Origin of the sequence: Nocardioides massiliensis (assembly GCF_030811215.1) — a bacterium.
Classification (GTDB): Bacteria; Actinomycetota; Actinomycetes; order Propionibacteriales; family Nocardioidaceae; genus Nocardioides_A; species Nocardioides_A massiliensis.
The window spans coordinates 2,241,921-2,255,218 of record NZ_JAUSQM010000001.1 but is presented as its reverse complement, the minus strand read 5'-3'; the positions used below and the strand labels follow the sequence as shown (position 1 = coordinate 2,255,218).

At 71.3% G+C, this 13,298-nt stretch carries 14 protein-coding genes and 2 pseudogenes; 6 read left to right on the top strand and 10 right to left on the bottom strand.

Translation table 11 applies throughout. The features are described 5' to 3' along the window. Window positions 1-3: 3 nt before the first annotated feature. Window positions 4-666 (top strand): Type 1 glutamine amidotransferase-like domain-containing protein, encoded by a 663-nt coding sequence (locus J2S59_RS11170; RefSeq protein ID WP_068119808.1) that lies wholly within the window; start codon window positions 4-6, stop codon window positions 664-666. A gap of 112 nt (window positions 667-778) precedes the next feature. Here J2S59_RS11170 and era read toward each other — a convergent pair whose 3' ends face one another. The 10 genes and pseudogenes from era to J2S59_RS11120 form a co-directional block, all read right to left on the bottom strand. Continuing rightward, window positions 779-1,696: a GTPase Era gene (era, locus tag J2S59_RS11165; RefSeq protein ID WP_068119811.1), complete on the bottom strand. Its 918-nt coding sequence runs from the start codon at window positions 1,694-1,696 to the stop codon at window positions 779-781. Continuing rightward, window positions 1,693-2,541: a siderophore-interacting protein gene (locus J2S59_RS11160; RefSeq protein WP_181641786.1), complete on the bottom strand. Its 849-nt coding sequence runs from the start codon at window positions 2,539-2,541 to the stop codon at window positions 1,693-1,695. Before J2S59_RS11160 ends, era begins: the two co-directional genes overlap by 4 nt. A 61-nt stretch (window positions 2,542-2,602) precedes the next feature. Next, window positions 2,603-3,901, bottom strand: coding sequence for an SAM-dependent methyltransferase (locus J2S59_RS11155; protein ID WP_068119813.1), 1,299 nt, complete (start codon window positions 3,899-3,901; stop codon window positions 2,603-2,605). Beyond that, window positions 3,898-5,298: an FAD-binding oxidoreductase gene (locus tag J2S59_RS11150; RefSeq protein WP_068119815.1), complete on the bottom strand. Its 1,401-nt coding sequence runs from the start codon at window positions 5,296-5,298 to the stop codon at window positions 3,898-3,900. Before J2S59_RS11150 ends, J2S59_RS11155 begins: the two co-directional genes overlap by 4 nt. A gap of 2 nt (window positions 5,299-5,300) precedes the next feature. Further along, window positions 5,301-5,645: a cytidine deaminase gene (locus J2S59_RS11145; RefSeq protein WP_068119817.1), complete on the bottom strand. Its 345-nt coding sequence runs from the start codon at window positions 5,643-5,645 to the stop codon at window positions 5,301-5,303. Then, entirely contained in the window at window positions 5,638-6,984 is a 1,347-nt protein-coding gene (locus J2S59_RS11140) for a hemolysin family protein (protein ID WP_068119819.1), read from the bottom strand. The genes J2S59_RS11145 and J2S59_RS11140 overlap by 8 nt, the downstream gene beginning before the upstream one ends. Continuing rightward, window positions 6,981-7,451, bottom strand: coding sequence for an rRNA maturation RNase YbeY (gene ybeY, locus J2S59_RS11135; protein ID WP_068119822.1), 471 nt, complete (start codon window positions 7,449-7,451; stop codon window positions 6,981-6,983). The genes J2S59_RS11140 and ybeY overlap by 4 nt, the downstream gene beginning before the upstream one ends. After that, window positions 7,448-7,801, bottom strand: a pseudogene (locus tag J2S59_RS11130) (PhoH family protein); the annotation flags it as partial. The gene ybeY and the pseudogene J2S59_RS11130, both read right to left, overlap by 4 nt. A gap of 867 nt (window positions 7,802-8,668) precedes the next feature. Further along, window positions 8,669-9,343: pseudogene (locus tag J2S59_RS11125) on the bottom strand (PhoH family protein); the annotation flags it as partial. 63 nt (window positions 9,344-9,406) lie between these two features. Continuing rightward, window positions 9,407-9,757 carry a histidine triad nucleotide-binding protein gene (locus J2S59_RS11120; RefSeq protein WP_068119825.1) on the bottom strand — a complete coding sequence of 117 codons (351 nt, stop codon included), beginning with the start codon at window positions 9,755-9,757 and terminating at the stop codon, window positions 9,407-9,409. 182 nt (window positions 9,758-9,939) lie between these two features. On the opposite strand from J2S59_RS11120, the gene J2S59_RS11115 reads away from it, so the two are divergent. The 5 genes from J2S59_RS11115 to J2S59_RS11095 all read left to right on the top strand — a co-directional run bounded on the left by J2S59_RS11115 (window position 9,940) and on the right by J2S59_RS11095 (window position 13,292). Beyond that, window positions 9,940-10,494: a TasA family protein gene (locus J2S59_RS11115; protein ID WP_306825120.1), complete on the top strand. Its 555-nt coding sequence runs from the start codon at window positions 9,940-9,942 to the stop codon at window positions 10,492-10,494. A 51-nt stretch (window positions 10,495-10,545) separates the two neighbouring features. Next, a complete protein-coding gene (locus tag J2S59_RS11110; protein ID WP_306825119.1) occupies window positions 10,546-11,130 on the top strand; it encodes a signal peptidase I in 585 nt (194 codons plus the stop codon). A gap of 130 nt (window positions 11,131-11,260) precedes the next feature. Then, entirely contained in the window at window positions 11,261-11,773 is a 513-nt protein-coding gene (locus J2S59_RS11105) for a SigE family RNA polymerase sigma factor (protein ID WP_068117682.1), read from the top strand. Beyond that, on the top strand, window positions 11,770-12,783 hold the full coding sequence (locus J2S59_RS11100) for a hypothetical protein (RefSeq protein ID WP_068117676.1): 1,014 nt from the start codon (window positions 11,770-11,772) through the stop codon (window positions 12,781-12,783). The genes J2S59_RS11105 and J2S59_RS11100 overlap by 4 nt, the downstream gene beginning before the upstream one ends. After that, the gene (locus tag J2S59_RS11095; protein WP_068117674.1) at window positions 12,780-13,292 is read left to right on the top strand and encodes a Gmad2 immunoglobulin-like domain-containing protein; all 513 of its coding nucleotides are present in this window, start codon (window positions 12,780-12,782) and stop codon (window positions 13,290-13,292) included. Before J2S59_RS11100 ends, J2S59_RS11095 begins: the two co-directional genes overlap by 4 nt. Window positions 13,293-13,298: the final 6 nt, after the last annotated feature.

The window sequence follows — 13,298 nt, the reverse complement described above, 5'->3', positions numbered from 1 at the left end:
ACCGTGAAGCTCCTGTTGACCTCGGGCGGGGTCACCAACCCGAGCATCCACGAGGCGCTCGTCCGCCTGCTCGGCAAGCCGGTGGAGGAGTGCAGTGCGCTGATCATCCCGACAGCGCAGTGGGGTCACCCGATGTGCGTCCCGAGCTCGGTGCGCGGGCTGGTCGCCGCCGAGCCGGACTGGCGCCCGCTCACCGGTCTGGGCTGGGCGTCCCTCGGCGTCCTCGAGCTCACTGCCCTGCCCAGCATCGATCCATACCGTTGGGTGCCCTGGGTCGAGGAGGCCGACGCCCTGCTGGTCGACGGCGGGGACGCGACGTACCTGGTCCGCTGGCTCCGGGAGTCCGGCCTCGCCGACCTGTTGCCGTCCCTTGCCGAGACCGTGTGGGTCGGTGTGAGCGCCGGCAGCATGGTGCTGACGCCCCGGATCGGCGACTACTTCGTCGAGTGGCCGGGTGCGCAGGACGATCGCACCCTCGGCATCGTGGACTTCGCGATCTTCCCGCACCTCGACCTGTTCGCGACCAACACGATGGACCATGCCGAGCGGTGGGCAGCCGACGTGGCGATCCCCGCCTACGCCATCGACGAGCAGACGGCCATCACGGTCGTCGACGGCTCCGTCGAGGTGGTGTCCGAGGGTCGCTGGCGACGGTTCGAGGCGTGACCCGCTGCGCGAGGCCTCGACCCGGCGGTCGCGGGCTCGTCCCTCGCCCGCGCGCCTTGCTCGACCTGCCCCCGCGACGCCGGCCGCTGGTTCCTCGCGGTCGGCTGCGGGGTCAGAACCCGAGGCGGCGCAGCTGCTTGGGATCGCGCTGCCAGTCCTTGGCGACCTTCACCCGCAGGTCGAGATAGACCGGCGTCCCGAGCATCGCCTCGATCTGCTTGCGCGCGGCCGTGCCGACCTCACGCAGCCGCGACCCGCGGTGCCCGATCATGATCCCCTTCTGGGAGTCACGCTCGACGAAGACGATCGCGTGGACGTCGAGCAGCGGCTTGTCGGCCGGGCGGCCCTCGCGCAGACCCATCTCCTCGACCACCACCGCGATGGAGTGCGGCAGCTCGTCGCGCACTCCCTCGAGGGCGGCCTCGCGCACGAGGTCGGCGACGATCGCCTCCTCGGGGGTGTCGCTGAGCTCGCCGTCGGGATAGAGCGGCGGACCCTCCGGCAGCAGTCCCACCAGCAGGTCGGCGAGCAGCGACACCTGGTCGCCGGACACCGCCGACACCGGGACGATCTCGGCCCAGTCGGTGCCGGTCTCCTCCCCGAGCGCCTGCACCGCCAGCAGCTGCTCGCCGAGCCGGCCGGGGTCGACGGTGTCGGTCTTGGTGACGACCGCGACCTTCGTCGTACGTCGCACCTTGCCGAGCTCGCCCACGAGGAACCGGTCACCCGGCCCGATCTTCTCGTCCGCCGGGAAGCACACCGCGACGACGTCGACCTCGGCCCACGTGGTGACGACGAGGTCGTTGAGCCGCTCCCCGAGCAGCGTGCGGGGCCGGTGCAGCCCGGGGGTGTCGACCAGGATCAGCTGCGCGTCCGGGCGGTGGACGATGCCGCGCACGACCGTCCGGGTCGTCTGCGGACGCGAGGAGGTGATCGCGACCTTCGTGCCGACCAGGGCATTGGTCAACGTGGACTTGCCGACGTTGGGCCGCCCCACGAAGCAGGCGAAGCCGGACTTGTGCTCGCTCATCGCTGCCCCATCTCCCGGCCCATCTCCTGGCCCATCTCCTGGCCCATCTCCTGGCCCATCTCCTGGCCTGCTTCCTGGGCGGCGTCGTAGCGCTGCCAGATCTGCTCGTCACTCTCCCCCGCCGCCTTGCCGGCCTCCCAGATGGGCCCCGGGTCGACGGGACGGGTGCGGCCACCGGGCTTGCGCCAGTAGCCCATCACGTCGTACGCCGAGCTCGGTAGGCGCCGCTCGCGCATGAGGTGCTTGCGGATGGCGCGCATCTGCGACGACTCCCCGCTCATCCAGAAGTAGCCGTCGCCGTCCGGCCAGTCCAGACCCTCCACGACCGCAGCGAGTGCGCTGTCGGCGGGACCGGGCGGGCGGGTCCACGTCACCTCCGCCGCGGTCTGCGGCAGCAGGTGCTCGTGCCCGGGCGGCGCCTCGACCCACACGCGGGTGGGGACGTCGGCACGCTCCTCGAGGATGCGCGCGATCGCGGGCAGTGCAGTCAGGTCACCGACGAGCATCAGCCAGTCGGCGTCGGCGGGCGGGGCGAACGAGCCCTTCGCGGGGCCGATGCCGACCTCGTCACCGACGGGGTCGCCGCTGGCCCACTCGGTCACCAGACCCTCGGCGTGGACGACGACGTCGAGCACCAGCCGCTCCCCGTCCCAGGAGCGCACGGTGTAGTAGCGGCTCTGGAACTGGCCCGGCACCGTCAGCGGCACCCACTCATCGGGAATCCCGGTGACCGTGAGGCCGACCAGGTCGGGGCCACCGAGCTCGAGGCGCAGCAGATGCTCGGACAGCGAGGTCCGGGAGAGGACCTCGGCGGTCCAGGAGGAGGCGTCTGCGCGGCTGGTCACGGGGGTCCAGGCTAGGCCATGACGCCCGGTGAACCTCAGCCCAGCCGGTTCAGCCCGACCGTCAACCCAGCCAGTCGGGCCGCAGCGGGAAGTCGGCGCCCCCGCGCTCGTCGGTGCGGACGGCGAGCACTTGGTGCAGCTGGATCTCGTTGCGCTCGAACGCCAACCGCGACGAGGCCATGTAGAGCCCCCACACCCGCGCCGTGCCGATCCCGACCTCGGCCACGGCCTCGTCCCAGTGCTCCACGAGGTTGCGGCACCACCCGGCGAGGGTCCGCGCGTAGTGCTCGCGCAGGTTCTCGTGGTGGCGCACCTCAAGCCCGGCGTCCTCGACCTCGGTGACGATGCGCCCCGATCCGGTGAGCTCGCCGTCCGGGAAGACGTAGCGGTCGATGAACGCCCCGGTCGCCTGCGGGCGGTTGGACGGGCGGGTGATGCAGTGGTTGAGCAGCCGACCACCCGGCCGCAGCCGGTCGCGCAGGAAGGAGAAGTAGGCCGGGTAGTTGCGGACCCCGATGTGCTCGGTGAGTCCGATCGAGCTGACGGCGTCGAAGCCGGACTCGGTGACGGAGCGGTAGTCGGCGTGCCGGATCTCCGCACCCTGCAGCCCCTCGGCGGCGATCGCCTCGCGCGCCCAGGACGCCTGCGCGCTCGACAGCGTGACCCCGATGGCGCGGACGCCGTACTCGCGCACGGCGTGGCGGACCATCCCGCCCCAGCCGCAGCCCACGTCGAGCAGGCGTTGACCCGGACGCAGACCGAGCTTCTGGCACACGAGGTCGTACTTGGCGGCCTGCGCCTCCTCGAGGGTCGCCCCCTCGTGCGGGTAGACCGCGCACGTGTAGGTCATCGACGGGCCGAGGACCATCTCGTAGAACGCGTTCGAGACGTCGTAGTGGTGCTCGATGACCGCGGCGTCGCGCCCCAGGGAGTGCCGGACTCCCTCGACGGTGCGCCGCCATCGCGGCAGGTGCTCCTGCGGAGGCGGTGGTGGCGGCAGCAGGTGGGAGAGCCCGAGACCGCGCAGCAGCCGCACGGCCTCAGCCGGGCGCGGTCGCCGGAAGCGGAGGTTGTTGAGCAGGAAGAGCATCGCCGGGTAGGGGTCCCCAGGATGCGCGCCGTGGAGCTCGAGGTCGCCGGCGACGTAGGCCCGCGCCATGCCGAGGTCACCGGGCGCGGTCATGAGGTAGGACAGCCCGCGCTCGTTGGCCAGATGCAGCCGCACCGGGCAGTCCTCGGGGCCGGCGGCGCTGCCGTCGTACGCCGTGAGCCGGAACGGCAGCCCGTCGGGCATCAACGAGGTGAGCGCGTCGCCGATGCGCAACGTCGACTCGCGCGTCCGATCCGGGGCCTGGGTCATCGCCGTCGCACCGCCTTCTCGTAGAGCGTGGTGAATCGATCGTCAGGGTCGTACGTCGCCCGGACGGCGTCAAGGGTCGCGGTGCCGTAGAGGGTCGCGAAGGTCGCCGGGTCGTAGAACGCCTCGGAGTACAGCGACTTGTGCCCACCGAGCGCGTGCACCTTCTCCTCGACAGCACGGTTGATGACCCCGTCACGCGCACCGGGGCCGACGGGGACCGTGCCCCAGAACCCGATGTTGACGTAGGTGCGGCCCGGGTCGAGCGGGTACGCCGGCCAGTGCCGCGCGGAGCCCGGCCCGTCCGGCTCCCGCAGCCGCAGCGGGCACACCCAGACCGGCGTCATCGCGACGTGGTCGTCGAACCAGTCGAGGAACTCCCCGAGCCACTCGACCGGCACCTCGACGTCCTGGATGACCCGCTCCCGGGCGGGGCGCTTGCGTGCCTGGTCGATGCGGTCGACGATCCCGAGGCGTCGGTCCCAGCCCACGAGGCGGTGGTAGACGTCGCTGCGACGCCACCGCCGGGGCCAGACCCGGCGGACGAGCGGGTGTTGCGCCCCGAACGCACCCGAGCACCAGAACCAGTCGGTGTCCCAGCGCCACAGGTAGTCCTCAGTCGTCAGCAGGTCCTCGGTGCGCTCGCGGATCGAGCGGTAGTAGATCTGCTGCCCGCCGTAGTCGCTCGTCGGGGTGCCGGCGGGACGCGCGGTCCACGTGGCGAGCGTCAGGTACGCCTCGTCGCGCGCGAAGACCGTGCCGTCGACGGCGTCGACGCGCACGCCGTCGTACGTGCGTTCGTCGCAGATCGCGGCGATCGCCTCGGCCAGCGCCGACCGATCCCCGAACCGGACGTGGCGAAGCGCGACGTGGGTGGGCACCTGCTCCAGCTCGATGCGCAGACGCGTCGCGTAACCGAGGCTGCCGTAGGAGTTCGGGAAGGCGGCGAAGAGCTCGGGCTTGCGGTCGGGACTGGTCGTCACCACCTCGCCGGACCCGACCAGCACGTCCATCTCGAGAACCGACTCGTGCGGCAACCCGTTGCGGAACGACGTGCTCTCGATCCCCAGCCCGGTCACCGCGCCGCCGAGGGTGATGGTGCGCAGCTGCGGGACGACCAGCGGCATCAGACCGTGCGGGAGCGTGGCCGCGACGAGGTCCTCGTAGGTGCACATCCCCTGCACGTCGGCCGTACGTCGCGGGACGTCGACGGAGACGACGCCGTCGAGGCCGCTGACGTCCAGGCCCGGGGTCGACAGCTGCCCGCGGGGACGGAAGAGGTTGGAGGTGCGCTTGGCCAGGCGGACCGGCTGACCGGGCGGGATCGCGGCGAAGGAGTCCTGCAGGCGGCGTACGCCGACCTCGTGCGCTGCCGCACCGACGAGACCCCGCCCCCGCATCGTCAGGCCTCCGTCGTCCCCTGGACGGTCCCCCGCCCGTCACCGTGGTGGACGGGTACGCCGGCGCCGGCGAAGTCGCGCAGCACGGCGAGGTCGGCGGAGTCCGGGGCCTCGCGGTCACCGAGCACGACGGCCGCCTCCAGGCCCCGCGCGCCGGACGCGACCGCCATCACCACGCAGCCGGCGAGCGCGCTCACCTGGAGCGAAGGGAGGTCGACGGTGACGGCGGCATAGGTGCGACCGTCGAGATCGCGGACCGCGGCACCCTCGGCCGCCGACGTCCGGGCCCGAGTCGAGCGGGCCAGGACGACCAGCTTCTGGTCCTCGGGGTCAGTCAGCTCAGGCATGGGTCTCCACGTCCTCCTCGTCGTGCTCGTCCTCGTCGACCGGGTCGAGCACGGTGATCACGACCGTGCCGATCCGGTTGCGGCGGCCGGTGGGCGCCTCGGCCTCGAAACGCATGCCGTGGACCTCGACCTCCGAGCCGGGGATCGGCACCCGGCCGAGGTACTTCGCCATCAGACCACCCACGGTGTCGACGTCGTCGTCCTCGACGGCGATGCCGCACAGCTCCTCGAGGTCGTCGACCGGATAGCGCGAGCTGACCCGGATCGACCCGCTCGCCAGCGTCTGGACGGCGATCTCCGCCTCGTCGTACTCGTCGGTGATCTCGCCGACGATCTCCTCCAGCACGTCCTCGATGGTGACGAGGCCGGCCGTGCCGCCGTACTCGTCGATGACGACGGCGATGTGGCGCCGGCGGGCCTGCATCTCGCGCAGCAGGTCGTCGACGGGCTTGGAGTCGGGGACGTACATGACCGGGCGCATGACCGAGTCGACCTTCTCCGTCGTCTCGGCCTCGTGGTTGTCGAAGACCCGCTTGGTGAGGTCCTTGAGGTAGGCGAAGCCGACGATGTCGTCGAGGTTCTCGTCGATGACCGGGATCCGGGAGTAGCCGCTGCGCAGCGCCAGCGACATGGCCTGACGCAGCGTCTTGGTGCGCTCGATGAACACGACGTCGGTGCGCGGCACCATCACCTCGCGCACGATGGTGTCGCCGAGCTCGAAGACCGAGTGGATCATCTTGCGCTCGCCGGACTCGATGAGACTGCTCGCCTCGGCGAGGTCGACGAGCTCGCGCAGCTCGGCCTCGGAGGCGAACGGGCCCTCACTGAAGCCGCGCCCGGGCGTGACCAGGTTGCCGATGATGATGAGGAACTGCGGGACCGGGCCGAGCACCGTCGTGATCGCCCGCAGCGGGCCGGCGGCGAGCAACGCGACACGCTCCGAGTGCTGGCGCCCGATCGTGCGGGGACCGACGCCGACCAGGACGAAGAGCACGACGAGCATCACGGCGACGGTGAGTGCGATGGACCACCAGCGGTCACTCGCGGCGACCCCACCGGTGTCACGCCAGCGCCCCACGACGTCGAGGAGGACCACGCCCACCAGCACGATGGCGGTGATCTCGAGGAACATCCGCAGGAGGAGCGCGGTGTTGAGGTAGCGGGGCGGGTCCTCCAGGATCCCGAGCACCCGGCCGGCACCGGCACGCCCCTCGGCCTCCATCTCCTCAGCGCGTGCCTTGGAGAAGGACGAGAGCGCGGCCTCGACCGCGGAGGTGAGTCCGGCCAGGACGACCAGGAGTCCGGCGACGAGGAGGAGGGTCACCTCGCCGGCGTTCACCGGATCTCCTCTCCGCTCTTCACGCCCTGCCACTCGGCGAGCAGACGGGCCTGCAACCCGAACATCTCGCGGTGCTCCTCGGGTTCGGCGTGGTCGTAGCCGAGCAGGTGCAGGATCCCGTGCACCGTGAGCAGGTCGATCTCGTCGGCGACCGCGTGACCCGCCGTCTCGGCCTGCTTGGCCGCCACCGCGGGGCAGAGCACGAGGTCACCGAGCACGCCCTCCTCGGGCTCCTCGTTGACCAGACCGGGACGCAGCTCGTCCATCGGGAAGGCCAGGACGTCGGTGGGTCCGACCTTGTCCATCCACTGCTCGTTGAGCTCGGCGATCGTCGCCTCGTCGACGGCCTTGATGCACAGCTCCGCCTGGGGATGCACGCGCATCCGGTCCATCACGAACCGCGCCAGCTTCGCCAGGCCGGTGGCGTCGACCACCGCGCCGGACTCGTCGAGCACCTCGATGCTCATCGCCGCGGCTCCTGTCGTCGGTTGGGCCGTCCCGGCTTCGATCCGCCGCCGCTCTCGCTCGCCAGCCGCTCGGCCTCGAACTCGTCGTACGCCGCCACGATCCGGCCGACCAGGCGGTGACGCACGACGTCGCCGGAGGTCAGTCGGTTGAACGACACGTCCTCGACGCCGTCGAGGATCTCCTCCACCACTCGCAGCCCGCTCTGCACACCGCCGGGGAGGTCGACCTGGGTCACGTCACCGGTGACCACGATCTTGGAGCCGAACCCGAGCCGGGTCAGGAACATCTTCATCTGCTCCGGGGAGGTGTTCTGCGCCTCGTCGAGGATGATGAAAGCGTCGTTGAGCGTGTTGTGGGTGACCAGGAAGTCGTCGGTCACGTAGAGCGAGTCGGCAGCCGCCACCTGGATGCACTGCGTCTGTTGACGACCGACGTACTCGATCGAGTCGATGAACCGCATCGGTCGGCCACCGCCCGTTGCCGCGTAGGCATCCGCCTTCCGCTGCAGACGGAACGGGGCGATGTCAGCGGGCAGGCGGATGTCGACGACATCCGTCCTCAGCGTGGCGGTGCCGCCCAGCGACTGCACGAGCCACGCGACGTCGCGGCGCAGAGTGTCGAGCGGGCTCCGGAACTCCGGCCGTCCCTCCCGCACACGCCCGTGGTCGGAGTCCAAGAGCCCCTGCAGCAGTGCGGAGCGCACAGCTACCGAGTTCTCGAGGTACTCCGCAGGAACCGACCCGCACGACTGCGCGTACGCGACGACGCAGTGCGCGTCAACCTCGCCACCGCCGACCGTCGCGAACGCGGGGGTCGTCGAGGTGGTCAGGCACCCGTCGCCCAGCAGCAGTCCGAGTGCGTACGGGTCCAGCGGGACGTCGGCCGCGGGGAACTGCACGGGCTGGACCATCGGCAGCTCGTAGCGGCGCGCGTGGAACGAGCGCAGGTTGCCGATCATCTGCTGCGTCTCGAGGGTGCGGGTCTTGCCGCGGCGCTTGTCGCTGGCCGTGCGGACGGTCCACAGGTGCTCGCCGCACGCCAGGGTGGACGCGCCGTCCTGGGTGGTGACGCGGTAGACGTCCTTCTCCCCCTGCGGGTAGACGCCGAGCACCACCGTGGGTCGTCCGTCGGCACCGGTGACGAGGTCGCCCACCGAGAGCGTGCCCATCGAGACGAAGCCATCGGGGGTGAGGACGTCGGCGTCGAGCGGCTGCGCGCGGCCCCGCATGTATGCCAGGGGCGCGACCTCGATCGTTCCGGCTGTCAGGAGCTTGGGGATCGTCTCCGGGTCGAGCATGTCGTGGAGCGCGTCGTAGAGCGGGCGCAGGTAGGGGTCGATCTTCTCGCTCAGCGTGCCGGGCAGGAAGCCGAGCCGCTCACCGGCCTCGACCGCGGGCCGCGTGAGGATGATGCGGCTGACGTCCTTGGCCTGCAGCGCCTGGACCGCCTTGGCCATGGCCAGGTAGGTCTTGCCCGTGCCGGCGGGGCCGATCCCGAAGACGATCGTGTGGTCGTCGATCGCGTCGACGTACTTCTTCTGGTTGAGCGTCTTGGGTCGGATGGTGCGCCCGCGGTTGGACAGGATGTTCATCGACAGCACGTCGGCGGGACGCTCGGCACTCTCGACGCGCAGCATCCCGATGGCGCGCTCGACGGTCTCCTTCGTCAAGCCCTGCCCGGTGCGGATGATCGTCACCAGCTCGTCGAGCAGCCGCTCGGCCAGCGCGATCTCCGAGGGCTCACCTCGCAGGGTGATCTGGTTGCCGCGCACGTGGAGCTCGGCGTCGAACGCCTTCTCCAGGACGGCGAGGTGTTCGTCGGTGGGTCCGAGAAGGGCGACCATGTCGATGCTCGCGGGCACCGTCACGGTGGTCTGGGGATGTTCGCTCATGGGCTGTCCATGCTAGCCGCGGCACCCGACAGGGTCACCCGGGATACCGCGGGCGCCCTGAGCTCAGCCGGGAGGCCAGGCCATCGGGCGCCCGCCCAGCAGGTGCAGGTGGACGTGGAACACGGTCTGCCCACCGTCCTGGCCGGTGTTGAAGACCAGCCGATAGCCGTTGCCGAGCCCCTCGGCCTCCGCGACGCGCTTCGCCGTACGCACCAGCGCATCGACGCCGCCGTCGGTCGACGACGCGAGCGAGGCGGCGTCGACGTGATGCTCGCGCGGGATCACCAGGACGTGGGTCGGCGCCTGGGGCGAGATGTCGCGGAAGGCGACCGTGTGCTCGTCGGCGGCCACCACGTCGGCGGGGATCTCCTCGGCCACGATCTTGCAGAACAGGCAATCGCTGACGGCGGTCATGGCCTCTTCCTACGGCACCGCTGCGTCCGGCGTCCACCCGGTGCGGACTGTTGCCGAGTTGTGGAGGAGCTGTGGACTCGATGTGGACCTGACGTGGGGATCTCGTGGTGTCGAGGCGAGCAGAGTTGTCCTCATCAACAAGCCGCACCCGGCGGCCCACGAAAACCCCTCAGGAGCACCCGATGTCGAACACCCGCCGCAAGGTCCTCGTCCCCCTCGCCACCCTGCTCGCCGCCGGCGCCGTGGCCATCGGCTCGGGTGCGACCTTCACCTCCACCACCGCCTCGACCACCTCGGTCGCCTCCGGCCACGTCGAGCACACGCTGGACAACACCACGCTCGACCTCACCAACATCAAGCCCGGCGACGTCATCACCGGCTCGGTCAAGCTCACCAACACCGGCACCCTGCCCGCCACCGTGACCCTGCGCGAGAGCGCCTCGACCAACACCTTCACCAAGGACGCGCTCACCCTCGAGCTCACCCAGGCCGGCAACGCCACCCCGCTGTACTCCGGCAACTTCGGCGACCTGGCCGACACCGCGGTCCTGCCCCTGGGCGCGGTCGACGTGGCCGGCTCGACCACCGTGACCTGGAAGGTCACCTTCGCCGCCGACGCCGGCAACGTGAACGAGAAGAAGGCCGCCACCGCCAGCTACACCTGGATCTCCACCCAGAACCCCGGCGTGGCCCTGCCCTTCGGCGCCACCGTCGGCCTGCCGAACCTGGGCGACTGACGCCCTGAGCACCACCACACACCTACCGCGCAACACTGAGAGGAGCATCCGATGAGCACCACCACGGCCCGCCGCAAGCGCACCAGCCGGGTCACCACCGTCGTCACCAACACCGCGATGCTCCTCGTCGTCGCCCTCGCCGTCGGCTTCCTCGCCCCCGCCCTCATGGGCTACCAGCGCTACGTCATCACCTCCGGCTCCATGACCGGCACCTACGACACCGGCTCGGTCGTCTTCGCCGAGGTCGTCCCCACCGACGAACTCGAAGTCGGCGACGTCATCACCTACGTCCCCCCGGCCGAGACCGGCATCACCCACCTCGTCACCCACCGCATCGTCTCCATCGACAACGGCGAGATCCGCACCCAGGGCGACGCCAACCCCCAGGTCGACCCCTGGACCTTCCAGCTCGCCGACCTCGAGCAGCCCCGCGTCGTCGCCGGCGTCCCCTACGTCGGCTACCTCTTCCTCGCCCTGGCCGACCGCACCACCCGCATGGTCCTCATCGGCATCCCCGCCGCCATCATCGCGCTGCTCGCCCTCGCCGAGCTCATCCGCCACACCCGCCCCGAGGCCGAGACCCCGGCAGTCCCCGTGCACGTCGTCTCCGGCGCCGGTCCGCTCCCCACGCGCTGAGCGCCCGACCCGCCGCCCCGGCTGTCAACCGATCGCGCTGCTCGAGCGTGGCACTAGCGTGACCACCCAGCTGCTCGTCGCGCGAGCCCCCGGCCGTCCAGCCGCGTGGGCGTGGAAGGGGGTCGGTGGAGTGGCACCGTCCCTGGACGCCGATGCCGGCATCACCGCGCTCTACCAGTCCCACCAGCGCGCGATGGTACGACTGTCCACCCTCCTGCTGCGCGACAGCATGCTCGCCGAGGAGATCGTCCAGGACTCCTTCGTCGCTGTGCACCGGCACTGGCGGCGGCTCCGGCAGCCCGAGCACGCGCTGGCCTACCTGCGCCAGACCGTGGTCAACCGGTCGCGATCGGCGTTGCGCCGGCGCGCGGTGGAGCAGCGCTACGTCCCGCCCGTGGTCCGCGAGGCGCCGGGTGCCGACGAGGACGTGCTCGTCGGCGAGCGCCGCACCGCGGTCCTCGACGCGCTGCAGCTGTTGCCCACGCGGCAGCGTGAGGTGCTCGTGCTGCGCTACTACCTCGATCTCTCCGAGGCCGACATCGCCGCGACGCTCGACATCAGCCGCGGCGCGGTGAAGAGCCACGCTTCGCGCGGATCCGCCCGGCTGCGCGAGCTGCTGGCCGGGGAGGTGGGACCGCGATGACCCGTCCCCACTCCACCGTGCCCTTCGAGGACGCTGACGACCCGCGGCTGCGCGACCTGCTCCGCGACGCCGTCCTCGACGTGGACCCGACGCCCCGCCTCGACGAGGTGCTCGACCGCGCGCACGCCGAGCCCCGGCGTACGGCGTGGGCGGTCGCGCTGGTGGTGGCGGCGACGGTCGCGGCGGTCGCGATCGGCGTGGGCCTGTGGCTGCCCACCGCATCCGACGCACCACCTGCAGCTGCGCCCGAGGTGCTCACCACCGATCGGGTCAACGTGCCGGTCTACTACCTCGGCGGCGACGAAGCGCCGCGGCTGTTCCGGGAGTTCCCCTTCGTCGACGGACACGGCAGTCTCGACCTGCCGTCGCTCGCGGTCGGGGCGGCGCTCACCGTGGCGCCGTCCGACCCCGACTACCGCTCACCGTGGCCGAGCGGCACGAGCGCCGACGTCGACTTCGCCGACGGTCGATGGGAGATCACGCTCGCCAACGACGAGGTCGACCTCCACCGCCGCCCCGCCGACCTCACATCGCGCGAGGCGGAGCTGGCCGTCCAGCAGCTGGTCTACACCGTGCAGGCCGCCGCGGGCGACGCCGAGCGCCACCCGGTCGCGTTGCGCGTGGGGTCCGGGAGCGCGACGACCGTCCTGGGCGTCCCGGTCCGCGCACCCGTCGTCCAGGAGCCGATGCCGTCCGCGCTCGCGCCGGTATGGATCATCGAGCCGGCCGACGGCAGCACTCTGGATCCGCTGGAGGTCAGCGGTGTCGTCAACCGGCCGTTGCCCTTCGTCGCCTGGCACGTCACCGACGCAGCCGGAACGATCGTGGAGTCCGGGCGCGCCGGTGTCAGCGCTGAGCAGACCGGCGCGACATACTCGTTCACCGTGGACGGCCTGCCGTCCGGGACCTACACCGTCGTCGTCACGCGCGGCCGCGAGCCGCTCGGTGCGGGCTCCGGCACCGGCGTGGCCGGCGATCTCGTCGACACCAAGGAAGTGACCGTGCCATGACCGCCTCCCCGTTCCGCCTCCGCCGTACGACGGCCCTCGCCGCAGGCGCCCTGGCGCTCAGCGTCGCGCTGACCGCCTGCGGGGAGGACGACACGACCGGCACCGTCAGCGAGCCGGAGACGTCCGCCACCCCCAGCGAGACCCCCGACCCCGAGCCCACCGAGACCCCCTCGCCGAGCGAGCCGGCCGCCTCCCCCACGACGTACGCCGACGACACCGGTCGCATCACCGTCACGAGCATTCCCAGCGACGATGTCGTCAGCTCGCCGTTCGAGGTCAGCGGTGAGGCGAACGTCTTCGAGGCCAACGTGCGCTGGCAGCTCCTGCGCGGCGAGGAGGTCGTCGAGGACGGCTTCACCACCGCGGAGTTCGCGATGGAGATGGCGCCGTACTCCTTCACCGTCGAGGCCGAGCCCGGCGACTACACGCTGGTGGTCTTCGAGGAGGACGCCTCCGACGGCGAGGGCAACGCCCCGCCGCGCGTGGAGATCCCGATCACCGTCGGCTGAGGCAGC